Consider the following 24,510-nt stretch of genomic DNA (forward strand, 5'->3'; position numbering starts at 1 on the left):
TCCGTCAGGCAAGCAAAGGCCAGAGAATCACTCGATGTGATGACTCGCGCGCGGGGAGGGCTGTGCCCAGGCACTTTCTCCCCACTTCCTCCCCGCGGTGGGGGCGATCACACGTCGGCGTCGGAGTCGCCCGGGTCAGTGGCGTACTCGGGCGGGCTGGTGTCCAGGCCCAGAGCCTTGCGCGCGGTGATGGTGACCTGCCCGTCGTAGAACTCGTACCCCTCGTCGTAGTGCACGTAGAAGGTGTCCGCGTCACCGGCGGCGGCCGCCTTCGCCCACTGACCGCGCGCGGAGTCGAGCTCCTTCACCAGGTCGGCGAGGGGCTGTTCGGCCCGGGCAGGCCAGCTGTGCTCACCCAGCGTGCCGCTCTGCTCGGCGAGCACGTCACCGACCTCGCCCGCCCAGGTGCGGTTCGCCGCCAGGTCCTCCTCGGGGTACTCCTCGGGCTCCTTCTCCATCACGGCGTCGATGGCGCGGGCCGTCTCCAGGAAGGCGAGCTGGTCCGCGTCGAGCGTGGTCGCGTCGCCGCGCAGGGAGCCGGTCAGGATGCCCTTCTCGTCGGTGTTGCCGAAGATGCAGGTGATCTCGCGGTCGCCGAGCCCCCAGCTCTGGCGGGTCGGGGTGAGGTAGTAGACGTCGACGTTGTCCGGCAGGGCCCAGGTGTCCATGGCGTAGTCGCCGCGCAGGGCATAGCACTTGTCGTCGGCGACGCTCGTGATGTGGTCGTCGCCGGGGAAACTGCCGCCCGGCAGCCGGACGGTGGCGAACACCTCACCGTCGTGCCTGCCCGCGCAGGGCACCACGTCGACGTCGTAGGTCATGCCCTCCAGGGAGCCGCTGGGCACGTCGAAGCACTCGCCCTTGTCCGGCGAGACGGTCGCACTTTCCCGCGCGCTCTCCTTGAAGCTCTCCCAGAAGTCGGACACGAAGCCCGTCGAGAGCGACAGGACCCACAGCGCGAGCCCGACGGACGACAACACGGATCCGGCGACCGCCATGCCCTTCCCGCGCTCGCTCTTGCGCCTGATCTGACGCAGCGCGATCAGGCCCAGCACCAGCCCGACGGCGGGGAGGAAGCACAGGATGCCGAGGACGAGGGCGGCGATGGCGACGCCGTTGACCGGCGCCTGCGGCGGGTACGGACCCCAGGCGCCGTACGGCGGCGGCGCGTAGGGGCCCTGCGGGTACGGGCCCTGCGGGTGGGGAGCCGGGTACTGGCCCTGGGGGCCCGGGGGTTGATGGGGCCCGGGGGGCGGAGGGATGGACACGGGTACCGGGCTCCTGGTTCGGCCGAGGATGCAGAACAGTCGTACGACTTGGCGCATGGTAAGCGCTGGGCGGGCGCCGTGGCGGGGCTCCCCTGCACGCTCGGACGCCGAGCACGATCTGCTCGCACACCTGGCAGACGAACCTCGTCCTCGCGGCGGGCCGGGTCACCGACCCGAAGCCCCTCCGCGAGGACGAAGATGACGTTACGTCAGGAATGTCAGAACTGGAGCGCCCAGGCGTCGATCCGCCCGGTGTCGAAGTTCGCGTTGTCGCTGACCCTCAGCTTCCACGTGCCGTTCGCGGCCTCCGAGGAGGCGTTGACGGAGTACGTGGTGTCGATGTTGTCCGCACTGCCGCCGGTGCCGTACCCCTTGAGCGTGTACGCGGTGCCGTCGGGGGCGATCAGCTGGACCTGGAGGTCGCCGATGTACGTGTGGACGATGTGGACCTCGACGGCGAGCGCGGAGGGCGCGTTGCCGGAGACACCGGAGACGGTCACCGGGGACTCGACCGTGGAGTTGTCGCTGATCGTGTAGTCACCGGTGTTCTCGAAGCGCGGGCCGGGCGGGGTCGGGGTACCGCCGCCGACATACAGGAGCCGGTTGGGTGAGCCGGTGCCGGGGCTGGTGACGACGTTGGGGGTGGCCGCGGAGGTCAGCGCGGTGGACACCTGGGCGGGCGTGGCCGTGGGGTTGCCGGCCAGGTACAGCGCCGCCGCTCCGGCGACGTGCGGGGTCGCCATCGACGTACCGGAGATGGTGTTGGTGGCCGAGTCGCTGGTGTGCCAGGACGAGGTGATGGACGAGCCCGGCGCGAACAGGTCCAGGACCGTGCCGTAGTTGGAGTAGCTCGCCTTGGCGTCGCCGGACGTGGTGGCGCCGACCGTGATGGCCTCGGTGACACGGGCGGGGGACCGGGTGGAGGCGTTGGTGGTCTCGTTGCCGGCCGCGACGGCGAAGGTGACGCCGGAGGCTATGGCATTGCGTACGGCGGTGTCGAGGGCGGTGTCGGCGCCGCCGCCGAGGGACATGTTGGCGACGGCCGGCTTGACCGCGTTCTGGGCCACCCAGTCGATGCCGGCGACGACCTGGGCGGTGGTGCCGGAGCCTGAGTTGTTCAGCACGCGGACGCCGACGATCCTCGCCTTCTTGGCGACGCCGTAGGCGTTTCCGGCGACCGTGCCGGCGACGTGGGTGCCGTGACCGTTGCCGTCCTGGGCGGTGTTGTCGTTGTCGACGGCGTCGTAGCCGTAGGAGGCACGGCCGCCGAAGTCGCTGTGGGTGATGCGGACGCCGGTGTCGATGACGTACGCCGTGACGCCCTGGCCGGCGGAGTCCGGGTAGGTGTACGAGCTGTTCAGCGGGAGGTTGCGCTGGTCGATGCGGTCCAGGCCCCAGGAGGGCGGGCTGGGCTGGGTCGCGGCGACGGTGAAGGTGCGGTTCTGGACCACGGAGGCGACGGCCGGGTCGGCGGCGAGACGTTTCGCCTCGGTCTCGGAGGCCTCGATCGCGTAGCCGTTCAGGGCCTTCTTGTACGTGCGCTCGATGGTGGCGCCGTACTTCTTCGCCAGGGCACGTCCCTCGGCGGAGCCCGAACGGGCCCGGTCCGCCTTGAGGGTCACGATGTAGCTGTCGGCGACGGCGTTCGCCGCGCCCTCGTACTGGATTCGGCCTTCGGCTGCCGGGGCCGCGCCGGCGGGGAGGGCGGAGACCAGGCTCGCGGCGAGTGCCGCGGCGGTCGCGATGCCGGTGGCCGCCAGTCTTCGCCGGGTATGACGCATCACTGCCATCTGAGGGGTCCTCCTCAATCGGTGGTGCGTTGGTGTGGGGTGGCGCCCAGGTGAGCAGGAACATGTCAATTCACGGTGACTCACCTGTGCGTCAGCCGAAAGATTGAGGCTTCCACAGGAATTGCACAAGGGCCCTGCACGGACGTAACAGACATGCCACACGGCGGTCATGACCGGCAATCAGTCAAGGACTCAACCCACACCACCTCGGGTCCCGCTCCCCCACGCCCCACTTGTCGGCCAACTCCGCGACCAGCAGCAGGCCGCGCCCACCCTCGTCCGGATCGCGGCGATCCTCCGCACGCCGGGCCCGCTGTCGTGCCCAACTCGCTTACGCAGAGCAGCAGGTCGTCGGCGCGGTCCCGGTTGGCCAGGCCCCAGTGCTTCAGCGACCACACCGTCAACCGCCTGGCGGTGGGCACGGATCGGCGGTCGCGTGGGGAGAACTGGTCGCGCTGGTAGGGGAGTTCGTCCCGTGAATGCCGTGAACGAACTCCAAGAAGCTGCCGCGGAAGAAGAACGTCTCGTCCATGCGGATGCTGGGTGCCCAGGTGCAGACAGCACGCAAGGCGTCGGGATACACACAGCGCCAGCTCGCCGCGGAGGTCCTGGCGGACGAGGAGACCATCGCGTCGATCGATCAGGGCAGGCGCTCGTTGCTGCCGGGCATGGCTGAGGCGTTGGATCGGATCCTGGACACGAAGGGGATGTTTGCGGCGGGGATCGAGAACCTGCCGGAGATCGATCAGTTCCCTTTGTACGCGGAGCAGTACATGGTGCATGAGCGGGAGGCGATCGCGCTGTCCTTCTACGCCAACCAGGTACTGCCCGGCCTGTTGCAGCCCCGGAGTACGCCCGGGCGGTGCTGCGCGAGCGCGTACCGGCATACGACGAGGACGAGATCGACGTCAAGACGGAGGCCCGGATCGAGCGCCAGGAGGTCCTTCAACGCAAGTGTCCGCCCACGCTGAGCTTCGTGGTGTGGGAGCCGGTGCTGCGTATCGGCGTCGGGGGTCCGAAGGTCCGTCGCGAGCAGTTGCGCAACCTGCGGGAGTGCGCCGAACCCCCAGGCCTGGCATCGCAGTTCGCGCAAGTATGCGATGGTGCGGACACAGGCCCTCACCAGGTACGAGTCCCTGGGTCTGCTGGACCGTCTGCTTGGAGAGCTATGAGCACCGCACTTCAGTGGTTCAAGTCGAGCTACAGCGGCGACAAAGGCGGTGAGTGTCTCGAAGTCGCGTACGCCTGGCGGAAGTCCAGCCACAGCGGCAGCGAGGGCGGCGAATGCGTCGAGGTATCCGCCTGCCCCCACACCATCCACATCCGCGACTCCAAGAACCCGGAAGACGGCCCCACCCTCCAGGTCAACCCCGCCGCCTGGCACACGTTCACCTCCGCCACCGCCAAATAAGCGCGGTAACGGCGGCGGAGCCCACCGTCGCCGCCGCGCCGCGCAGTGGCGCCGGGGTCGGGCCCGGTCTCCGTCCGCCCGGTGTCGCCGTAGCGGCCGACCACCGAAGTGATCAGCCGCCTTGGAACGTTCCGCTGCGGCGGTCAGTCGTCGAAGGCGGTGTTCCGGGTGCGCTTCTCCCAGGCCATGACATCGCCGCGCACCTGGTCGAGGTGATCGAGAACGGTCGTGACGGAGTCGTCGCCGAGCGGCAGCCGCAGCGGAGAGTCCTCCGCCTCCAGGGCGGCGAGGATGAGCGCCGCCGCCTTCGCCGGGTCACCGGCCTGGCTGCCGTCGCCACCGGAGACGTACTCCCGGGTCCGGCTCACCTTCTCGTAGACCCCGCTGTCGGCGCTGAACCCGGCCCGGCTGCCCTCGAACAGCGACGTCCGGAAGGCGCCCGGCTCGACGATCAGCACCTTCACGCCGAACTCCTGCACCTCGTCCGCGAGCGCCTCGGACATGCCCTCCAGGGCGAACTTCGTGCCGCTGTACGCCGAGAAGCCCGCGAACGACCCCTGCCCGCCCACGCTGCTCATCTGCACGATCGCGCCCGACCGCCGCTCGCGCATGTACGGCAGCACGGCCCGCACCAGCGCCGCTGGACCGAGGACGTGCAAGTCGAACAGGGCACGCAGCTCGTCGTCCGTCGTCTCCTCGAAGGCGCCGACGTGCGTGCGGCCCGCGTTGTTGACGAGCACGTCGATCCGCCCGTGCCGGTCCACGACGTCCCGTACGGCCGCCTCGGCCGCGTCCGGGTCGGTGACGTCGAGCCGCAGCGCCTCCATCTGGTCGGGGTGGGCGTCCACCAGGCCGTCCAGGGCCTCGGTCCGCCGCGCGGCACCGACCACCACGTCCCCGGCGGCGAGGGCCGCCTCGGTGATGGCCCGTCCGAAACCGCTGCTCGCACCCGTGATCAGCCAGACTTTGTTCATGACCTCTCCTCGTGCCGCTGTCTCTCACGTGTCGTCTCACCGACAAGCCTCGTGCGGGTCCCCGTGCCCGTCCAAGACCCGCGGTGATAACCGTTGGTCATGACCAGAGACGTGCACGGCCGGGATCTGCGCTACTTCGTCGCCGTCGCCGAGGAACTGCACTTCACGCATGCCGCCGAGCGCCTCTACGTTTCCCAGCCCGCGCTGAGCAAGCAGATCCGGGCGCTGGAACGGCAGTTGGGCGTCGAGCTGTTCCGGCGCGACCAGCACAGCGTGGCGCTCACCGAGGCCGGCGAGGCGCTGCTGCCGCACGCCCGGCGCGTGCTGGCCGCGTGGGGGGAGGGCGCGGCAGCGGTGGAGGCGGCCCGGGCGGCGCGGCGCAGCACGCTGGTCGTGGGCATGAGCACCAGCCCCGGCCGGGGCGGTCTGCTCCCGGCGATCCGCTCCCGCTTCACGGCGGCGCACCCGGAGGCGGTCATCCGGGTGCGTCAGGTGAACTGGGCGGACCCGACGGCGGGCCTGGTGGACGGCGCCGTGGACGTGGCCTTCGTCTGGCTGCCGCTGCCCGACGCCGACCGCTACGCCTGGACGGTGGTTGCCGAGGAGCCCCTTCTGGTCGCCCTCCGCGACGCCCATCCCCTCGCCGCCCGCGCGGAGGTCGACTTCACCGACCTCCTCGACGAACCGTTCCTCGCTCTGCCGCCCAGCGCGGGCCCGCTGCGCGACTTCTGGCTCGCCCTGGACGCCCGGTCCGGCCGGCCACCCCGCATCAGCGCGGAGATCGCCGGTACGGAGGAGACGTACGAGGCCCTGGTCGCCGGCCTCGGCGTCTGCCTGGTCGCCGCGGGCAACGCCCCGTTGCTCACGCTGGGCGGAGTGACCACCCGCCCGGTCCGGGGGGTCGGCACGAGCCGCTATGTCCTTGCCTGGCGGCGGGAGGACGGGGAGCGGGGGTTGGTGCGAGGGTATGCGGAGGCCTGTCGGCAGGTGGTGGGGCGGGGACGCTGAGAACCCTCAGGGCTGCACCGTGGCCCCCAGCCGCGCCTGCTCCTCCTCCAAGGTGCGGCGGGCCAATGCGAGAGCCCCCGCTCACCGGACCGACGCGGCCGGCGGACGCTCGCGTACGGCGCCGTAGGCCAGGAAGTAGGCAGGCACCCGGTTCAGCCACCGCGAGGTGGTGATCAGCTCGGTCATCCGCTGCGCCCGCCTGGGGTTGCCGAAGGGGGAGCGTCCCGCCAGCAGCGGTTCGACGACCCGGGCGTGGGCCGTCCGCTGCAGCGCCTGTGTCAGGGCCGTGGTCGGCCACCGTCGGCGCTGGACGGCGCGTACGTCCCGCAGGCCCACCGCGCCCGCGCGCAGCGGCTCGACGAGATACCGGGCGGCGGCCACGGCGTCCTCGACGGCGAGGTTGATGCCGATGCCGAAGACCGGCGACATCGCGTGCGCCGCGTCGCCGATGCACAGCAGCCCGGGGCGGTGCCAGCGCCTCAGGCGGTCGAGCCGTACGTCGAGCAGCTTCACCTCGTCCCACGACCGCACCGCCTGCGCGCGGTCCCCGAGCCACGGGACGGCGGCCGTGAAATCGGCCATGAACCGGTCGAGCCCGGCGGCGCGGCGGCGGGCGTCGGTTCCCTTGGGGATCAGCGCGGCGCACTGCCAGTAGTCCCCGCGGTCGATCATGGCGGTGAGGAACCGGTCGCCGACGCCTCCCACGAGCCCGTGCGGGTCGCCCTCCCGCCGCGGCAGCCGGAACCACCAGGCGTCCATCGGGCAGTCGAACCTCCGCAGTCCCAGTTCGGGCCGCGACCGGGCCAGCGAGTCCCGGCCGTCGCAGGCGACCGTGAGGGTGGCCCGCAGCTCACCGGTACCGCCGTCGGACGTGCGGTACCGCACCCCTGTGACGCGTCCGCGCTCCGCCAGGAAGGAGGTCGCCTCGGTGCTCATCCGCACGGAGAAGGACGGCTCCCGCCGGGCCTCGTCCGCCAGGAGGTTGAGCAGGTCCCACTGAGGCACCATGGCGATGTAGTTGTACGTGCTGCGCAGCGCGCCGATGTCTCCGACGGTGACCAGCGAACGGTCCCGGCCGAGCGGCAGCTGGACCGTCGTCACCCGCCGCTGCGGCAGTTCGGCGAACCGCTCGGCCAGACCCAGCTCCTCCAGCAGCGCGAGGGTCGACGGATGCACGGTGTCGCCGCGGAAGTCGCGCAGGAAGTCACCGTGCTTCTCCAGAACGGTGACCGCCACGCCGGCCCGGGCCAGCAGCAGGCCGAGGACCATTCCGGCGGGGCCGCCGCCCACCACACAGCACGTCGTCCGCTCCATCACGCGCCTCCCTGTCAGGTCCATCACGTGCCGCACTGTCGGGGATTCCCGAAGCCGACCGGGCCGTTCCCGAAGCCGACCGGGCCGGACCATATAATCCCAAAGTGCCGTAATTTCTCCGCAGATGTCCGCGACGCTCCGGGAGGCCGCCATGAATCGGCAGCCGGTCCTTCTGCCCTATGCCGACCCGGCCTTCGTGGCGGACCCCTTCCCGTTCTACCGGCAGCTGCGCGAGGACGGCCCCGTGCGGCGCGCGGTCATCGCCGGCGGCCTGGAGGCCTGGCTGGTCACGCGGTACGAAGACGGCCTCGCCGCCCTGTCCGACCCCCGGCTGAGCAGCGACGTCCGCGAAGCATCGGACCCCCGGCTGCTGCAACAGCTGCCCGCGACGGAACGCGAGTCCATGCTGCGCACCATGCTCCGCGCCGACCCGCCCGAGCACACCCGTCTGCGCCGCCTGGTCTCCAGGGCGTTCACCGCCCGCAAGGTGGCCGAGCTGCGGCCCCGCGTCCAGGAGATCACCGACCGGCTGCTCGACGCGATCGCACCGGCCGGCGCCGCCGACCTCGTCGAGGACTTCGCGCTGCCGCTCCCGGTCACCGTGATCAGCGAACTGCTCGGCGTGCCCACGGCGGACCGGCACGACTTCCAGCGGTGGACCGACGACATGATCCTGCGCGGAACAGAGCCGCCGGACCCGGCCGTGGTGAACGAGGCGTGGCAGCACATGCGCTCGTACCTGACCGAGCTCCTGGCAGCCAAACGAGCCCGGCCGCAGGAGGACCTGCTCAGCGCACTGATCACCGCCCGGGACGAAGAGCAGCGCCTCGACGAGGACGAGCTCATCGCGATGGCGTTCCTGCTGCTGGTGGCCGGATACATCACCACGGTCAACCTGATCGGCGGCGGCATCGCCGCACTGCTGGCCCACCCCGACCAGCTCCGGATGCTGCGGGACGATCCGGCGCTGCTGCCGGACGCGATCGAGGAGTTCCTCCGCTATGACGGACCGGTCAACCCCGGCATCGCCCGGTTCGCGCGCGAGGACGTCACCATCGGGGGCGTGACCATCCCGCGGGGCGCGACCGTGCTGATCGCCTCCGCCATCGCCGACCGCGATCCGGCGCGGTTCCCCGACCCCGACCGCCTGGACATCACCCGAGGGGACAACGCCCACCTCGCCTTCGGCCACGGCCTGCACTACTGCCTCGGGGCGCCGCTGGCCCGGCTGGAGGGCCAGGTCGCCATCGGCACCGCCCTGCGCCGCCTGCCCGACCTCGCCCTCGCCGTACCGCCCGGCGAACTCCGCTGGCGTCCCGGCGGTCTACGCGGCCCCGAGCACCTGCCCGTCACGTTCACTCCCACCGACCGGCACCGTCCAGCCCCTTCACCCTGACCCGAACGCTGGTCCCAGGTCGCACCGCCCCCTCACGCGTCCCCTGCCGCACCAGCCTCCGTCACTCCCAGCCGGGCCTGCTCCTCCGCCACGATCCGGCGGGCCAGATCGACGTCCGAGACGTCGACGGCGTCCGGCGTCGACTCGGCGACCGCGCTGCGCCGCGCGTAGGCGTCGAACAGGCGCGTCTTGTTCTCCAGGATCCGCACCAGGCGCTCGTCCACACCGCCCGTCGCGAGCAGCCGGTGCACCTGGACGGGGCGGACCTGCCCCATGCGGTGGGCGCGGGCCACGGCCTGGTGCTCGATGGTCGGCTTGACCTGCGGTTCGCAGAGGATGACGACGGAGGCGGCCTGCATGTTGAGCCCGACCCCGCCCGCCTCGATCTGGGCGAGCAGCACCGCGTGGCCGGGCGCGGCGGAGAACTCGTCCACCAGCTGCTGCCGCCGCGCGGGCGGCACGCTCCCCGTGATCGGCCCGAAGGGGCGCCCGCGTCCGGCCGTGCCACCGAGGGCGTCCCGGACGACGCCGAGCACATCCCGGAAGGCGGAGAAGACCACCACCTTCAGCCCGCTGTCGGCGGCCTCCTCGACGAGTTCCCGCAGCCGCTGGAGCTTCGCGGACCGCTCCGGCCGCGCGTACGCCGCACGGCGCATCGCCATGAAGTTGCCGGCCCGGACGGCCTCGCGATACGCCTCCTCGTCCGCGGCGCCCAGCTCCTCCCACTCGTCGGTGTGCTGGAGCACGGGAAGTTCGGTGAGCACGTCCTGCTGGTTGCGGCGCAGATACACGGGCGCGACCGCTTTGCGGAAGGCCTTGGACCCGGCCACCGAGTCCTGGTCGTCGACCGAGTCGGCGAAGTCGGGCCTGAGGATCCGCACCAGGTTGCGGAACTCCGCGACCCGGTTCTCCATCGGGGTGCCGGTCAGGAAGAGGACCCGCTCGCAGTGCTCGGCCCACGCGGTCACCGCCTCGGCCCGCAGGGTCAGCGGGTTCTTCACGTAGTGCGCCTCGTCGACGACGAGCATGCCGAGTTCGCCGCCGCCGGGTGTGGGGAATCCGCGCAGCGCGTCGAAGGTGGTGATCGCGACGCCGCCGCGCCCCTTCCAGTCGGCGAACGCCTCCTGCCGGTCGGGCCCGTGCAGCGGCATTGCGCGCAGGGTGCTGCGGGCCTCGATCTCCCGGGTCCAGTTGATCAGCACGCTCGCCGGGCACACGACCATGAAGTGGCTCTGCCCCTCGGCCGCGAGGTGCCCGAGGGCGGCGATGGCCTGCACGGTCTTGCCCAGCCCCATCTCGTCGCCGAGCAGCACGCGGCGCTGGGCCAGCGCGAAGCGGGCGCCGAACGCCTGGTATCCGCGCAGCGAGACCCGGCAGTTGGCGTCGTCCAGCCGCTGCTCCCGCACCCGCTCGGCCACCTCGTCGGGCAGGTATCCCTCGGCCGCGGCCGTGTCGGGGCCGCGCCCCGAGATCTCCGCGAGGAGGCTGTAGTACTCGGCCGAGCGGAGCTCGAAGTCGACCCAGGCGGCGATGTCGTCGGGGCGGCGCAACAGGTCGACCGAGGCCTGGGCGCACTGCTCCGGTACGCCGTCCCGCTCGGCCTCCTCGGTCAGCCGCCGCACCTCGGCCACGGCGGCCAGCGCCCGCTCGCGCCCCTCGCGTCCGGCGAGCAGCATCCGCCACCGCCCGGCGGCGGGCCGCGCGTCCTCCAGCACTGTCCCGAGCCGCGCCGCCAGCGCCGAACCCGCCTCGGCCGCGCGCCGCGCCTGCGGGCCGGCCTCCACCAGCACGTTGAGGGCGACGACCAACGCGGTGGTGCGGGGCTCGGGGCGGTCCACGTCGATCCGTACGGCGACGGACTCCCGTACGGCGTCGGCGATCTGCCGGGCCGCTGCGATGGCCTGGTCCGCGGTACGTTGCCCGACTCCGGGCGTCTGCCGCAGCCGGTACGTCCCGGCGTCCAGCACGTCCTGGACGGTCCCAAAGCCACCCTTCTCCAGGTCCCCGAACCTCAGCCGCCCCTCGGTGACGTCCCGCAGCCGGGCGACGGGGATGCCCTTCAGCTCCTGCTCGGCCAGCCCGTCGTGAATCGGCCGCAGCACCTCCCGCACCTCACGGACGGCCCGTTCGTAGTCCTCGACGACCCGCCCGGCAGCCTCCGCCAGCCGCGTCCCCCGCCCGACGACCTCGCGCTCCGCGCGCCCCATCCCGCCCGCCTCTCTCACCCTGTCCAGGGCATGGTGCCATTGCCCGAGGGCGGGTCCGCTGCCCTTCGAGATCAGCCTCGACCTGGAACGCGGAAGGGGATCGGACCCACCCACGCCCGCCCCCTTCCGACCTGCGCATCGGTCACACGTTGCAGCGGAACGCCTACGGCAGAGCTCCCACCTGCGAAGACCCGGTTCTGGAGCAGGCCATCCCAGCACGCTCTCAGCACGGGAGCGTGCCGGCATCCGCCACTACCCCAGAAGGCAGGCGCCGACTGGTCACCGCCAGGCGCGTACGAGGTCCTCCGGACCCCAGTGCGCCGCGAGCGGCAGGCCGCAGGCGATGCCGCTGCGTGAGACCGCGACGAGAGGGGTGTCCGTTCCCGCGCCCGGCACGGCAAGCATGTCGCGGACCAGGGCGTCGTAGTCGTGGCGGTCGAACGGCCGGTCCTCCAGCCACTTGATGGAGCCGAGGAAGTGCACCCGCCCGGCCACCGGCTCCCGGTCGGCGCCGATCAGGTCGATCTCGGGGTTGTTCTGCCGGTTCCACCAGCCGCCTACCGCCTCGGTGTCCGGCCACGCCTCGTCGGGCAGCAGCCGCAGCAGCGACTCGCGGACGATCGGCTCCACCGCCCGTCCGCGCCAGCTGGTCCAGCCGCGCTCGATGCGCTCCAGCGCCAGGTCGCCCCGGCCACGTTCGATCAGCGGCAGGCCGCGCTGCAGAAAGGCCAGCCAGAAGCGCAGGTAGGGGTCGGCGATGCGGTAGCGCTTGTTCTTGCGGTCGGATTTGGCCGACAGCGGGAGGTCGGCGGCCAGCACCCGCTTGCCCAGCAGCGTGTTCAGCAGCGGAGTCAGCACCCCGGAAGGCAGTGCGCCGGCCCCGCCGGCCTGGGCCGCGATGGTGGAGAACGTCCGCTCGCCGGCGCCCACAGCCTCCAGCACCGCCCGGGCGTGGGACGCCTCGGGGAACTCGCCCAGCAGCGACAGCTCGCCCGCCACCAGCAGCGGCGAGAGCGGGTTGGCCACCGCCTCGGCCAGGAAGTCGGTACGGCTCATCCCCGGCCGCCAGGACTGGACGATCTCCGGGAACCCTCCGGTGATCAGCAGGGCGTCCACCGCCTCTGCGGCGCCCAGCCCGGTGGCGGCCTGCACATCCCCCAGGTTCAGCGGATCGACGGTCATCTTCGTGGCCCGCCCGAAGAACGGGCGACCATGGGACTGCAACGCCTCCATCACGGAGATGTCGCTGCCGACCAGGACCAGCAGCACGGGCTTGGCTGACAGGTGGCGATCCCAGACCGTCTGCAGCGCGCCCTCGAACTCTCGGTCCTGCTCCACCAACCACGGCACCTCGTCGATCACCGCGATGCTCGGGGCGTCGTCGGGCAGCGCGACGGCCAGGGACCGCAGCGCCTGGTTCCAGTCGCCGGCCTGCAGCCCGGCCACCAACTCCGCCCCCGACAGCGGCGACTGCGCGAGCGTAGCGATGAAATCAGCCCGCTCGGCCACAGGGTTACGGCCTCGCGCGGCCTGGAAGACCACGTATGGCAGCCCGGATCGATCACAGAACTCCTGGGCCAGCCGCGACTTCCCCACCCGCCGCCGCCCCGTCATGATCACAGCCTGACCGCGCGTGGTCCCAGCACCCTGGGCCACCCGACCCAGCTGGCGATCCAGCCGCTCCAGGTCCAGCGCCCTGCCCTTGAAGCCGCTCACAGCCCACCACCTCGACCGGAATGCAAACGCAGTTTCGATATTACGTAGATAGAATCTACGTTTACCGTAGCGCACCATCGCGGCTCAGGCCCCGAGATTGAGAACCGCACGACAACTCGGACGCGCACCCCTCGGGTCGGCGCGAACCCGGATCAGGGAGGCGTGAGGACGGGGGCGCGAGGCGATGGCGCGTCAGATCTCTCAGCACCATCCCGGTACGGGAAAGAGCCAAGGGCCCGACTCCAACGAGCCGGGCCCTTCTGATCTGCACATTTGACAGCAGCAACGTGGTGGAATTGCGCCTACACGTTGAAGCGGAACTCCACCACGTCCCCGTCCTGCATCACGTAGTCCTTGCCCTCCATCCGCGCCTTGCCCTTCGCACGGGCCTCGGCGACCGAGCCCGTTTCGACCAGGTCCTGGAAGGAGATGACCTCCGCCTTGATGAAGCCCTTCTGGAAGTCGGTGTGGATGACACCCGCGGCCTCCGGGGCGGTGGCGCCCTTCTTGATGGTCCAGGCGCGGGATTCCTTCGGGCCGGCCGTGAGGTAGGTCTGCAGGCCGAGGGTGTTGAAGCCGACGCGAGCCAGGGTCGCGAGGCCGGGCTCGTGCTGGCCGACGGACTCCAGGAGCTCGAGGGCCTCGTCCTCGTCGAGCTCGGCGAGGTCCGCCTCCAGCTTGGCGTTGAGGAAGATCGCCTCGGCGGGGGCGACCAGCGCGCGCTGTTCGTCCTTGAAGGCGTCGTCCATCAGCTCGTCCTCGTCGACGTTGAAGACGTAGAGGAAGGGCTTGGTCGTGAGCAGGTGCAGGTCGTGGAGGAGCTCGTTGCGCTCGGTGCCCTGGACGATGCCGTGCGCGAAGAGGGTGTCGCCCTTTTCGAGGATCTCCTTGGCCTCCTCGACCGCCTTGACCTTCGGCGCCACGTCCTTCTTGATCCGCGACTCCTTCTGCAGGCGCGGCAGGACCTTCTCGATCGTCTGCAGGTCGGCCAGGATCAGCTCGGTGTTGATCGTCTCGATGTCGTCCTTGGGCGAGACCTTGCCGTCGACATGGACGACGTTCTCGTCCTTGAACGCACGGATGACCTGGCAGATCGCGTCGGACTCACGGATGTTCGCCAGGAACTTGTTGCCAAGGCCCTCGCCCTCGCTGGCGCCGCGCACGATGCCCGCGATGTCGACGAAGTCGACGGTGGCCGGCAGGATCCGCTCCGACGAGAAGATCGCCGCCAGCTTGGCCAGGCGGGTGTCGGGAACGCCGACCACGCCGACGTTCGGCTCGATCGTGGCGAACGGGTAGTTGGCCGCCAGCACGTCGTTCTTGGTCAGGGCGTTGAACAGGGTCGACTTGCCGACATTCGGCAGACCGACGATTCCGATCGTGAGCGACACGTTGCGACTTCCCGTACGTGAGAGGGCCAGGGGGTGGTGGGCCGGGGCCGGGGCCAGGAGACGTCTGGCCGATCCACCAGTCTACGGGGTGCCCGGCGCCACCCCGGCGACGTATCGAACGCTTGGCCAAGCTCTGCGCCTCGGCGTGTCTGACGGGCTATTCGGCACATAAGCCGACCTAAGTTGGTCCAGTGGAGCAATACAGCACGCGACCCCCGCAGAACGGACCGCGACGCGCCACGCCCCCACCCCTGCCGCCGCAGGCGGTGCGCGGCGGAGACGGCGGCGGTCCTTCGGGTGCCGGCGGGGCTCGCCGTGCTGCCGGTTCGGGCGGCGCGGGCGGTGGCGCCGTACGGTCGACGCGGTCCCCGCGGCCCGAGCGGACTGGACGGGCCGAACGGGGTCGGCGGCCTGAGCGGGCCAACCCCCCGGCTGACCGGCCGGTACGCCCCCACTCGCCGCAACCGCGCGGGGGCGCGGGCGTGGGCCGGGCCGGTGGCGTGAAGCGGCCCGTGGCCGTACGACGCCCCCTTCCCCCCGGGGTCCAGGCGGCACGCCGGATGCCCAACCCCCGGCTCACCGGGCTGGGCGTCGGATTGTTCTGCGGGGCGCTGATGCTCGCGCTCGGCTGTCTGGATCAGCTGCTGTTCGGGGCGTCACTGGTGGTGTACGGCGTGCTGTTTCTGCCGGTGTGCGTGCTGACGGCGATGTGGGTGCGGCGGGGCGACCTGGTGACCGTGCCCATCGTGGTGCCGATCGCGTTCGCCGTGGGGCTCGTGCCGGTCGCCGAGCGCGGTGACGGGGTGAGCGGGCGGTTCGTGGGGCTCTTCACCGCGCTGGCGACTCAGGCGGGGTGGTTGTACGGCGGGACTCTCGTCGCGGGGTCCCTGGTGACCGTGCGCTGGATTCGTATGCTGCGCCGCCGGACCGCACGCATCCGCCCGCACGTGTGAGGGCCTACCCCTCCTTCGCCGCCCGCATCGCCGCCCCCACGATGCCCGCGTTGTTCTGCAGCTGCGCCGGGACGATCTCGGCCTTGATGCCGTCGATGTGGCGCAGGAACTTGTCCGCCTTGCGGCTGACGCCGCCGCCGATGATGAACAGCTCGGGGGAGAAGAGCATCTCGACGTGGGCGAGGTAGGTCTGGACGCGGTCGGCCCAGCGCTCCCACGACAGGTCGTGGTCCTCCTTGGCCTTGCTGGAGGCGCGCTTCTCGGCGTCGTGGCCGTGCAGCTCCAGGTGGCCCAGCTCGGTGTTGGGGACGAGGACGCCGTCGATGAAGAGGGCACTGCCGATGCCGGTGCCGAAGGTCAGCAGGATGACCGTGCCCCTGCGGTCGCGGCCGGCGCCGAAGGACATCTCGGCGATGCCCGCCGCGTCCGCGTCGTTCACGACCGTCACCGGGGCGCCGCCCAGGCGGTCGCCGAGCAACGCGCGCGCGTCGGTGTCGATCCAGCTCTTGGCGACGTTCGCCGCCGTGCGGATCGTGGCGCCGCCGGTGACGACGCCCGGGAACGTGACGCCGACCGGGCCGGTCCAGCCGAAGTGGTCGACGACCTCCTTGACCCCGTCGGCCACCGAATCGGGCGTGGCCGGGTGCGGAGTCAGCACCTTGAACCGCTCGTCCGCCAGGTCGCCCCTGTCGAGGTCCACAGGGGCACCCTTGATCCCTGATCCGCCGATGTCCACGCCGAAGATCTGCATGTCACCACGTTACGACGGACCACTGACGGTCACTCCCCGGCGGGGTCCTCCGCCCGCGTTCGCTCCGCGATCAGCGCGGCCGCTTCCTCGCGCAGGTCACGGCGCAGCTCCTTCGGCAGGGAGAACGTGATGGACTCCTCGGCCGCCTTGACGATCTCGACGTCCTCGAAGCCACGCTGGGCGAGCCATTCGAGGACCTCCTCGACGAGGACCTCGGGGACGGAGGCACCGGAGGTGACACCGACCGTGGACACGCCCTCCAGCCAGGCCTCGTCGATCTCGGCGGCGAAGTCCACGAGGTAGGACTCGCGGGCGCCGGCCAGCTTGGCGACCTCGACGAGCCGCTTGGAGTTGGAGGAGTTCCGGGAGCCGACCACGATCACCAGGTCGGCCTCCGCGCCCATCTGCTTCACCGCGAGCTGGCGGTTCTGCGTGGCGTAGCAGATGTCGTCGCTCGGCGGGGAGATCAGCTGCGGGAACTTCTCCTTCAGGGCGTCGACGGTCTCCATGGTCTCGTCGACGGAGAGTGTGGTCTGGGAGAGCCAGACGACCTTGGAGGGGTCGCGGACCTCGACCTTCTCGACGTCGCCGGGGCCGTCGACGAGCTGGATGTGGTCGGGGGCCTCGCCGGAGGTGCCGATGACCTCCTCGTGGCCCTCGTGGCCGATCAGGAGGATGTCGTAGTCGTCGTTGGCGAAGCGGACGGCTTCCTTGTGGACCTTGGTGACCAGCGGGCAGGTCGCGTCGATGGTGGCGAGGCGGCCATGCCTGGCCTCCTCGTGGACGGTCGGGGCGACGCCGTGCGCGGAGAACATGACGATGTTCCCCGGGGGGACCTCCTCGGTCCGCTCGACGAAGATGGCGCCCTTCTTCTCCAGGGTCTGTACGACGTACTTGTTGTGGACGATCTCGTGGCGGACATAGACCGGAGCCCCGTACTGCTCCAGGGCTTTCTCGACGGCGATCACGGCGCGGTCCACACCCGCGCAGTAGCCACGGGGGGCGGCGAGCAGGACACGGCGGCCAGGCGAAGCAGTCATGGGCACCATCGTAAGGCCGCGGTCCTGAGGCCAAAGATCGGCTGGAGCGTCGGCGGACGGGCTGCAATGTCGGTGGCGGCCATTACGCTCGCCGCATGGCTGTCAACACGTCCCCCGAATCCCCGCTCCCTGTCGGTGAGGTGTCGCGGCTCATCGGTGGGTGGATCGACCGGCTCGGTGCGGTGTGGGTCGAGGGGCAGATCACGCAGTTGTCGCGGCGGCCGGGCGCGGGGGTCGTGTTCCTGACGCTGCGGGATCCCTCGTACGACATCTCGGTGAGCGTCACCTGTTACCGGCAGGTGTTCGACGCCGTGGCCGACGTGGTGAGCGAGGGCGCCCGGGTCGTCGTCCTCGCGAAGCCGGAGTGGTACGCACCGCGGGGGCAGCTGTCGTTGCGGGCCGCCGAGATAAGGCCCGTGGGGGTCGGGGAGCTGCTCGCGCGGCTTGAGCAGCTGAAGAAGACGCTGGCGGCCGAGGGGCTGTTCGCGGCGGAGCGCAAGCGGCCGTTGCCGTTTCTGCCGCAGCTCGTCGGGCTGGTCTGCGGCCGGGCCTCCGCCGCGGAGCGGGACGTGCTGGAGAACGCCCGGCACCGCTGGCCGGCGGTCCGCTTCGAGGTGCGCAACGTCGCCGTGCAGGGCGTGCACGCGGTGCCGCAGGTCGTGCAGGCGGTGAAGGAGCTCGACGAGCTCGACGACGTCGACGTGATCATCGTGGCCCGGGGCGGCGGCAGCGTGGAGGATCTGCTGCCGTTCTCCGACGAGCAGCTGATCCGGTCCGTCGCCGCCTGTCGCACGCCCGTGGTGTCGGCCATCGGCCACGAGCCCGACACCCCGCTCCTCGACTACGTCGCCGACCTGCGCGCCTCCACTCCCACCGACGCTGCGAAGAAGGTCGTACCGGACGTGGGCGAGGAGTTCGAGCGGGTACGGCTGCTCCGCGACCGTGCGCGGCGGTGTGTCGAGGCGTTCGTGGAGCGGGAGGAGCGCGGCCTCGCGCATGCGCTGGCCCGGCCGGCGATAGAGGATCCGCACCGGATGATCGACGAGCGGGCCGACCAGGTGACGTCGCTGGTCGACCGCGGGCGGCGGTGTCTGGGGCATCACCTCGACCGCGCCGAGTCGGAGCTGACCCATACGCACGCGCGCGTGGTGGCCCTTTCACCGGCGGCGACGCTGAAGCGGGGCTACGCGGTGCTGCAGAAGGCCGACGGGCACGTGGTCCGCACGCCGGACGAGGTGACCGCCGAGGAGCGGCTGCGGGCCCGGGTGGCCGAAGGCGAGTTCGCCGTACGAGTCGATGTCGAGTCAGGTCCTAGGGTGGGCGGATGAGCAGCAAGGTGGATGAGGCGCTCGGGTACGAGCAGGCGCGCGACGAACTGATCGAGGTCGTACGGCGGCTGGAGGCCGGTGGCACGACGCTGGAGGAGTCGCTCGCGCTGTGGGAGCGGGGCGAGGAGCTGGCGAAGGTGTGCCGGCGGTGGCTGGAGGGGGCACGGGCCCGGCTGGACGCGGCGCTGGCCGAGGAGGCGGCGCACGAGGAGAAGAGCGGCAGCGACGCCGGGTAACCGGTAACCAGGGGCGGGGTGGACTGTGAAGCGGATCACCACGCCCCGCTTTTGGTTGAACGTTGAACTTCAGTTCGCGTACGGTCCTGTCCGTCAGCCGATCCGGCCGCCGGATCCGACTCATGCACAGAAGGTTCACCATGTCTCTCGTTCTTGACCGCGCCGCCCAGGACCTGCTGTTCCGCGAGGCCCGTACCGCGAACACCTTCACCGACGAGCCCGTCACCGACGAGCAGGTGCAGGCGATCTACGACCTGGTCAAGTACGGTCCGACCGCCTTCAACCAGTCCCCGCTGCGCATCACCCTGGTCCGCTCCCCCGAGGCCCGTGAGCGCCTGGTCCAGCACCTGGCCGAGGGCAACCAGGCCAAGACGGCCGCCGCCCCGCTGGTCGCGATCCTCTCCGCGGACAACGAGTTCCACCACGAGCTGCCGGAGCTCTTCCCGCACTTCCCGCAGGCGAAGGACCTCTTCTTCGCGGAGCGCTCGGCGCGCGAGAACGCCGCCGGACTGAACGCCGCCCTCCAGGCCGCGTACTTCATCGTCGGCGTCCGCGCCGCCGGGCTGGCCGCCGGCCCCATGAACGGCTTCGACGCCGAGGGGCTGCGCAAGGAGTTCCTGGACGACGACCACACCCCGCTGATGGTCGTCAACATCGGCAAGCCGGGCCCGGACGCCTGGTTCCCGCGCTCGCCGCGTCTGGACTACGAGCGGGTCGTCACCACCGTCTGAGCCTCTGTGCACCACAGCGAAGGCCCCCGGCTGCCGTGCCGGGGGCCTTCGCTGTGGTGCACAGGGGCTCAGGACGTCTTCAGCGCCCCGGCCATCTCCGCCAGCTGCTCGAACGACCCCGTGCCGGCGACCACCGTCGTCGCGCCCTTGGCGTCCTCGCCCTCGGCCAGCACCAGCGCGTCGTACCGCCCGCCGGTGTACCGCACCCAGGTCCGGCCGCCGATCTCCTCGGTGACGTCGGTCTCCTGCGCGCCCTGGCTCGCGTCCTCGATGAACGGGACCCGCTTCTCGGTCGACTGCTCGACCGCCACGTACTCCCCGTCAGGGGCGTGGAAGCCGAGGTGCCAGACGTCGTGCTCGGTGCCGTCGAAGCGGACGGACGTCGGCTTCCAGCTCTGCGGCAGGCCCTCCGGCGCAGCCACCGGATACGCGGCCGCACGGCGTGCCGTGAGCAGCTCGACCCGGTAGTCGACCCGTGGGAGGTCGGGTTCCTTGTCGTCGTGCGGGATGAAGAGATAGATGACCCATGCCGCCAGCACGATCAGGCCCAGGGAGAGCACCATGTCCCGGACCGTTTTCTGCTTGCCGTTCGTACCTGCCACGCGTCCTATCGTCGCAGGTGCTCACGCTGCTCATCCGTGGGGGTATCTGCTCATTCTGTCGTCTGACGATAGAGTCGTCACCGAATACCCTCATCCGGCCGTCGTCGTATCAGAAAGGTGCGTTCCGATGACCGAGCATCATCTGCCGTCCGAACTCGATGTCCCCTCCGAGGCCCCCGACCGCAACCTCGCACTGGAACTGGTCCGCGTGACCGAAGCCGCGGCGATGGCCGCCGGCCGCTGGGTGGGCCGCGGTGACAAGAACGGCGCCGACGGTGCCGCGGTACGCGCCATGCGCACCCTCGTCTCCACTGTCTCCATGAACGGCGTCGTCGTCATCGGGGAGGGCGAGAAGGACGAGGCGCCGATGCTCTTCAACGGGGAGCGCGTCGGGGACGGCACCGGGCCCGAGTGCGACATCGCCGTCGACCCGATCGACGGCACGACCCTGACCGCGAAGGGCATGCCGAACGCGATCGCGGTGCTGGCCGCCGCCGAGCGCGGATCGATGTTCGACCCGTCCGCCGTCTTCTACATGGACAAGCTGGTCACCGGGCCCGAGGCGGCCGACTTCGTCGACATCAATGCGCCCGTGTCCGTGAACATCCGCCGGGTCGCCAAGGCGAAGGCCCGCCAGCCCGAGGACGTCACCGTCGTCATCCTCGACCGGCCGCGGCACGAGGGCATCATCAACGAGATCCGGGAGACCGGCGCGCGCATCAAGCTGATCTCCGACGGCGATGTCGCCGGCTCGATCCTGGCGCTGCGCGAGGGCACGGGGGTCGACCTGCTGCTGGGGATCGGCGGTACGCCCGAGGGCATCATCTCGGCCTGCGCCGTGAAGTGCCTGGGGGGCACCATCCAGGGCAAGCTGTGGCCGAAGGACGACGAGGAGCGGCAGCGGGCGGTCGACGCGGGACATGATCTGGATCGCGTGCTGACCACGGAGGACCTGGTCACCGGGGAGAACGTGTTCTTCGTCGCGACCGGTATCACCGATGGTGAGCTGCTGCGGGGGGTTCGGTACCGGTCCGAGACTGCTACGACCGACTCGATCGTGATGCGGTCGCGGTCGGGTACGGTGCGGCGGATCGACTCCGAGCATCGGCTGAGCAAGCTGCGGGCGTACAGCGCGATCGACTTCGACAGGGCGAAGTAGGCGATCGGCGCGGGAGCTGGGCGGGGGTGGGTCACGCAGCCCGGCGTTGGCGGGGTGCCGCCCGCGCCCACCCGTGCCGCCCTGGGCGGCACGAATGCCCACGGCTTGACGCCAACGGGGCGCCCTCTGGTGCGGAGAGGGCGCCCCTTGCCATGTGTACCGGCTAGCCCGCTGCCGCTATGTGGTTCGTCGTGCGGGCCGCCTTCTTCAGTTCCAGTTCGCGGCGGCGGCGCCTCGCCAGGACCACTCGGCGTTCGGCGGCGGTGAGGCCGCCCCAGACTCCGTACGGCTCGGGCTGGAGCAGGGCGTGTTCGCGGCATTCGACCATCACCGGGCAGCGGGCGCAGACCCGCTTCGCCGCCTCCTCACGGGACAGCCGCGCGGCGGTGGGTTCCTTGGAGGGTGCGAAGAACAGGCTGGCCTCGTCGCGCCGGCACACGGCCTCCGTGTGCCAGGGTGCGTCTTGGTCCCTGTCTCGCGCTGGCACCCGCTGGGCCGGAACGGCAGCTACCTGCAGGGACGAATGCGGCGGTTGCAGCACGGTCTACTCCTGACGACGGCTTCGCGAGCGAGAGACGATGCAGCAAGGTCTACCCGCTGTACGCACGCCTATGCAGGGAGTCCCCAACCGCTGGAGTTCGTGCGTTCTTGTGCGGCGCCGGGAACGCTAGAGGTGCTTGCGCACACTCTTGTCGACCTTGCGCTGCACCCGATCGAGAATGTCCGCGACGAGCTTGCCGCGCTTGGGCCGCGCCTCGACGTTGCCCAGGACGGCCCAGCCGTCCACGAAGACCACCGGTGCCTCGGCGTCCGGCGCGTCCAGCGTGTCCACCTCGAAGTTGCCGAGGACGCCGCCGCCGGTGCCGCGCAGCGAGACGTTCTCCGGGACGCGGACCTCGACGTTTCCGAAGAGCGAGAACGCCTTGATCACGACCTGCTGGTACTCGAAGATCGCCTCACTCAGATCGATCTCGACGCTGCCGAAGATCGAGTACGCGTGGATACGGCGGCCCGCGCGCCAGCGGCCCTTGCGGACGGCGCTGCTGAACACCGCGATCACGTTCTCGTCCGGGTCGGCGGGTATCGCACCGGCCGTGGGGCGGCCCGGGACGGCGGCGTACGCCGGAGGTGTGCGGTGTTGATGCGCGCCCGGCAGGTCCCGTACGAGAGGCTCGAGTTCACCCACCGTCTTGGCGCGGAAGACGTCCTCCACCCGCTCGGCGTGCTCCTCGGCGGTCAGGCGCCCCTCGGCGAGGGCGTCGCGCAGGATGTCGGCCACGCGGTCGCGCTCGGCGTCGGACGCGCGGAGCTCGGAGGCGGCGGGCGCGGAGGCGGCCGCAGGAGCGGTCTGCTTCTGAAGGTCCACGAGAGCAGCGTACCCAAACACGATAGATCGCGACACCCCTGGGGGCATCGAACTGAGCCTTACCTCACAAGCTCGCCGTCAGTGCCAGGTCCTACGCTGGTGGACGCTGCCAATGGAGGCCAGCCGCGCTGTCTGTCGAGTGAGGAATGGGCGCATGCCTGAGTTCGCGTACACCGATCTGCTCCCCATGGGAGAGGACACCACCCCGTACCGGCTGGTGACCTCCGAGGGTGTCTCCACCTTCGAGGCCGACGGGCGGACGTTCCTCAAGGTCGAGCCGGAGGCGCTGCGCAAGCTGGCCGAGGAGGCCATCCACGACATCCAGCACTACCTGCGCCCGGCCCACCTCGCGCAGCTGCGCCGCATCATCGACGATCCCGAGGCGAGCGCGAACGACAAGTTCGTCGCGCTGGACCTGCTGAAGAACGCGAACATCGCGGCGGCCGGCGTGCTCCCCATGTGCCAGGACACCGGCACCGCGATCGTCATGGGCAAGCGCGGCCAGAACGTCCTCACCGAGGGCGGCGACGAGGAGGCGCTGAGCCGCGGCATCTACGACGCGTACACGAAGCTGAACCTCCGCTACTCGCAGATGGCTCCGCTCACCATGTGGGAGGAGAAGAACACCGGCTCCAACCTCCCGGCGCAGATCGAGCTGTACGCCACCGACGGCGGCGCCTACAAGTTCCTGTTCATGGCCAAGGGCGGCGGCTCCGCCAACAAGTCCTTCCTCTACCAGGAGACGAAGGCCGTCCTGAACGAGGCCTCCATGATGAAGTTCCTGGAGGAGAAGATCCGTTCGCTGGGTACGGCCGCCTGCCCGCCGTACCACCTGGCGATCGTCGTCGGCGGTACGAGCGCGGAGTACGCGCTGAAGACCGCGAAGTACGCCTCCGCGCACTACCTGGACGAGATCCCCGCCGAGGGATCGCCGCTCGGCCACGGCTTCCGGGACAAGGAGCTGGAGGAGAAGGTCTTCGAGCTGACGCAGAAGATCGGAATCGGTGCGCAGTTCGGCGGCAAGTACTTCTGCCACGACGTGCGTGTGGTCCGGCTGCCGCGGCACGGCGCGTCCTGCCCGGTCGCGATCGCGGTCTCCTGCTCGGCCGACCGCCAGGCGGTCGCGAAGATCACCGCCGAGGGCGTCTTCCTGGAGCAGCTGGAGACGGACCCGGCGCGCTTCCTGCCGGAGACGACGGACGAGCACCTCGAGTCCGACGGTGACGTCGTACGCATCGACCTCAACCAGCCGATGGACGACATCCTCGCCGAGCTGACCAAGTACCCGGTCAAGACCCGCCTGTCCCTCACCGGCCCCCTGGTCGTGGCCCGCGACATCGCCCACGCCAAGATCAAGGAGCGGCTGGACGCGGGCGAGGAGATGCCGCAGTACCTGAAGGACCACCCGGTGTACTACGCGGGCCCCGCGAAGACCCCTGAGGGTTACGCGTCCGGCTCCTTCGGGCCCACGACCGCCGGGCGTATGGACTCCTACGTCGAGCAGTTCCAGGCGGCGGGCGGCTCCAAGGTGATGCTCGCCAAGGGCAACCGCAGCAAGCAGGTCACCGACGCGTGCGCGTCGCACGGCGGCTTCTACCTGGGCTCCATCGGCGGCCCGGCGGCCCGGCTCGCCCAGGACTGCATCAAGAAGGTCGAGGTCGTCGAGTACGAGGAGCTCGGCATGGAGGCGGTCTGGAAGATCGAGGTCGAGGACTTCCCGGCGTTCATCGTCGTGGACGACAAGGGCAACGACTTCTTCCAGGATCCGGCGCCTCAGCCGACGTTCACGTCGATTCCGGTACGGGGACCTGGGCTGGCGTAGGCCCCAGGGTGTGCGGCGGGGGGTGACTGCCCCCGCCGCGCTCCGGT

At 70.7% G+C, this 24,510-nt stretch carries 21 protein-coding genes and 2 pseudogenes; 11 read left to right on the top strand and 12 right to left on the bottom strand.

Translation table 11 applies throughout. From position 1 onward, the window contains the following. Positions 1-107: 107 nt before the first annotated feature. Both ACFVJQ_RS03235 and ACFVJQ_RS03240 read right to left on the bottom strand, forming a co-directional pair. Positions 108-1,268 carry a DUF4190 domain-containing protein gene (locus tag ACFVJQ_RS03235; RefSeq protein ID WP_385780528.1) on the bottom strand — a complete coding sequence of 387 codons (1,161 nt, stop codon included), beginning with the start codon at positions 1,266-1,268 and terminating at the stop codon, positions 108-110. A gap of 218 nt (positions 1,269-1,486) precedes the next feature. Next, positions 1,487-3,058, bottom strand: coding sequence for a S8 family peptidase (locus ACFVJQ_RS03240; RefSeq protein ID WP_385780531.1), 1,572 nt, complete (start codon positions 3,056-3,058; stop codon positions 1,487-1,489). Positions 3,059-3,594: 536 nt separating this feature from the next. Between ACFVJQ_RS03240 and ACFVJQ_RS03245 the strand changes: the two are divergent. The 3 genes and pseudogenes from ACFVJQ_RS03245 to ACFVJQ_RS03255 form a co-directional block, all read left to right on the top strand. Beyond that, positions 3,595-3,702: pseudogene (locus ACFVJQ_RS03245) on the top strand (transcriptional regulator); the annotation flags it as partial. A 218-nt stretch (positions 3,703-3,920) separates the two neighbouring features. Then, positions 3,921-4,073, top strand: a pseudogene (locus tag ACFVJQ_RS03250) (Scr1 family TA system antitoxin-like transcriptional regulator); the annotation flags it as partial. A 153-nt stretch (positions 4,074-4,226) separates the two neighbouring features. Then, positions 4,227-4,469, top strand: a complete 243-nt coding sequence (locus tag ACFVJQ_RS03255; RefSeq protein WP_385781012.1) for a DUF397 domain-containing protein — start codon at positions 4,227-4,229, stop codon at positions 4,467-4,469. A gap of 143 nt (positions 4,470-4,612) precedes the next feature. Here ACFVJQ_RS03255 and ACFVJQ_RS03260 read toward each other — a convergent pair whose 3' ends face one another. Continuing rightward, positions 4,613-5,443, bottom strand: coding sequence for an oxidoreductase (locus ACFVJQ_RS03260; RefSeq protein ID WP_385510795.1), 831 nt, complete (start codon positions 5,441-5,443; stop codon positions 4,613-4,615). 99 nt (positions 5,444-5,542) lie between these two features. Here ACFVJQ_RS03260 and ACFVJQ_RS03265 point away from each other — a divergent pair, with 99 nt between their 5' ends. Continuing rightward, a complete protein-coding gene (locus ACFVJQ_RS03265) occupies positions 5,543-6,451 on the top strand; it encodes a LysR family transcriptional regulator (protein ID WP_385780534.1) in 909 nt (302 codons plus the stop codon). A gap of 81 nt (positions 6,452-6,532) precedes the next feature. On the opposite strand, the gene ACFVJQ_RS03270 is transcribed toward ACFVJQ_RS03265, so the two are convergent. Next, positions 6,533-7,765: an FAD-dependent oxidoreductase gene (locus tag ACFVJQ_RS03270; protein WP_385780537.1), complete on the bottom strand. Its 1,233-nt coding sequence runs from the start codon at positions 7,763-7,765 to the stop codon at positions 6,533-6,535. Between the two features lie 151 nt (positions 7,766-7,916). Between ACFVJQ_RS03270 and ACFVJQ_RS03275 the strand changes: the two genes are divergently transcribed. Next, positions 7,917-9,161, top strand: coding sequence for a cytochrome P450 (locus tag ACFVJQ_RS03275; protein WP_385510799.1), 1,245 nt, complete (start codon positions 7,917-7,919; stop codon positions 9,159-9,161). 32 nt (positions 9,162-9,193) lie between these two features. On the opposite strand, the gene ACFVJQ_RS03280 is transcribed toward ACFVJQ_RS03275, so the two are convergent. The 3 genes from ACFVJQ_RS03280 to ychF all read right to left on the bottom strand — a co-directional run bounded on the left by ACFVJQ_RS03280 (position 9,194) and on the right by ychF (position 14,475). Continuing rightward, positions 9,194-11,368 (bottom strand): DEAD/DEAH box helicase, encoded by a 2,175-nt coding sequence (locus ACFVJQ_RS03280; RefSeq protein WP_385510800.1) that lies wholly within the window; start codon positions 11,366-11,368, stop codon positions 9,194-9,196. Positions 11,369-11,647: 279 nt separating this feature from the next. Then, complete coding sequence (locus ACFVJQ_RS03285) at positions 11,648-13,084, bottom strand: ATP-binding protein (RefSeq protein WP_385780541.1); 1,437 nt, start codon at positions 13,082-13,084, stop codon at positions 11,648-11,650. Positions 13,085-13,386: 302 nt separating this feature from the next. Beyond that, positions 13,387-14,475 carry a redox-regulated ATPase YchF gene (gene ychF, locus ACFVJQ_RS03290; RefSeq protein WP_385510802.1) on the bottom strand — a complete coding sequence of 363 codons (1,089 nt, stop codon included), beginning with the start codon at positions 14,473-14,475 and terminating at the stop codon, positions 13,387-13,389. A gap of 560 nt (positions 14,476-15,035) precedes the next feature. Here ychF and ACFVJQ_RS03295 point away from each other — a divergent pair. Next, positions 15,036-15,428: a DUF6542 domain-containing protein gene (locus ACFVJQ_RS03295; protein ID WP_385780544.1), complete on the top strand. Its 393-nt coding sequence runs from the start codon at positions 15,036-15,038 to the stop codon at positions 15,426-15,428. Between the two features lie 4 nt (positions 15,429-15,432). On the opposite strand, the gene ppgK is transcribed toward ACFVJQ_RS03295, so the two are convergent. Together ppgK and ACFVJQ_RS03305 are read right to left on the bottom strand one after the other, a co-directional pair. After that, positions 15,433-16,179 (bottom strand): polyphosphate--glucose phosphotransferase, encoded by a 747-nt coding sequence (gene ppgK, locus ACFVJQ_RS03300; protein ID WP_385510804.1) that lies wholly within the window; start codon positions 16,177-16,179, stop codon positions 15,433-15,435. Between the two features lie 29 nt (positions 16,180-16,208). Continuing rightward, on the bottom strand, positions 16,209-17,219 hold the full coding sequence (locus ACFVJQ_RS03305) for a 4-hydroxy-3-methylbut-2-enyl diphosphate reductase (RefSeq protein ID WP_385780547.1): 1,011 nt from the start codon (positions 17,217-17,219) through the stop codon (positions 16,209-16,211). 95 nt (positions 17,220-17,314) lie between these two features. On the opposite strand from ACFVJQ_RS03305, the gene xseA reads away from it, so the two are divergent. From xseA to ACFVJQ_RS03320, 3 genes are all read left to right on the top strand, one after another. Next, positions 17,315-18,547 (top strand): exodeoxyribonuclease VII large subunit, encoded by a 1,233-nt coding sequence (gene xseA / locus ACFVJQ_RS03310; protein WP_385510805.1) that lies wholly within the window; start codon positions 17,315-17,317, stop codon positions 18,545-18,547. Further along, positions 18,544-18,783, top strand: a complete 240-nt coding sequence (locus tag ACFVJQ_RS03315; protein ID WP_385510806.1) for an exodeoxyribonuclease VII small subunit — start codon at positions 18,544-18,546, stop codon at positions 18,781-18,783. Before xseA ends, ACFVJQ_RS03315 begins: the two co-directional genes overlap by 4 nt. Positions 18,784-18,923: 140 nt before the next feature. Then, the gene (locus tag ACFVJQ_RS03320) at positions 18,924-19,514 is read left to right on the top strand and encodes a malonic semialdehyde reductase (RefSeq protein WP_385510807.1); all 591 of its coding nucleotides are present in this window, start codon (positions 18,924-18,926) and stop codon (positions 19,512-19,514) included. 68 nt (positions 19,515-19,582) lie between these two features. On the opposite strand, the gene ACFVJQ_RS03325 is transcribed toward ACFVJQ_RS03320, so the two are convergent. Continuing rightward, on the bottom strand, positions 19,583-20,116 hold the full coding sequence (locus tag ACFVJQ_RS03325) for a DUF4245 domain-containing protein (protein ID WP_385780552.1): 534 nt from the start codon (positions 20,114-20,116) through the stop codon (positions 19,583-19,585). A gap of 127 nt (positions 20,117-20,243) precedes the next feature. Between ACFVJQ_RS03325 and glpX the strand changes: the two genes are divergently transcribed. Next, complete coding sequence (glpX, locus tag ACFVJQ_RS03330; protein WP_385510809.1) at positions 20,244-21,275, top strand: class II fructose-bisphosphatase; 1,032 nt, start codon at positions 20,244-20,246, stop codon at positions 21,273-21,275. A 163-nt stretch (positions 21,276-21,438) separates the two neighbouring features. Here glpX and ACFVJQ_RS03335 read toward each other — a convergent pair whose 3' ends face one another. Both ACFVJQ_RS03335 and ACFVJQ_RS03340 read right to left on the bottom strand, forming a co-directional pair. Continuing rightward, entirely contained in the window at positions 21,439-21,816 is a 378-nt protein-coding gene (locus ACFVJQ_RS03335) for a WhiB family transcriptional regulator (protein WP_385780555.1), read from the bottom strand. Positions 21,817-21,942: 126 nt separating this feature from the next. Further along, positions 21,943-22,641 carry a DUF1707 domain-containing protein gene (locus ACFVJQ_RS03340; RefSeq protein WP_385780558.1) on the bottom strand — a complete coding sequence of 233 codons (699 nt, stop codon included), beginning with the start codon at positions 22,639-22,641 and terminating at the stop codon, positions 21,943-21,945. Positions 22,642-22,795: 154 nt separating this feature from the next. Between ACFVJQ_RS03340 and ACFVJQ_RS03345 the strand changes: the two genes are divergently transcribed. After that, positions 22,796-24,463, top strand: coding sequence for a fumarate hydratase (locus ACFVJQ_RS03345; protein ID WP_385510811.1), 1,668 nt, complete (start codon positions 22,796-22,798; stop codon positions 24,461-24,463). Positions 24,464-24,510 lie beyond the last annotated feature (47 nt).

Origin of the sequence: Streptomyces sp. NPDC127197 (genome assembly GCF_042672405.1) — a bacterium.
Classification (GTDB): Bacteria; Actinomycetota; Actinomycetes; order Streptomycetales; family Streptomycetaceae; genus Streptomyces; species Streptomyces flavusporus.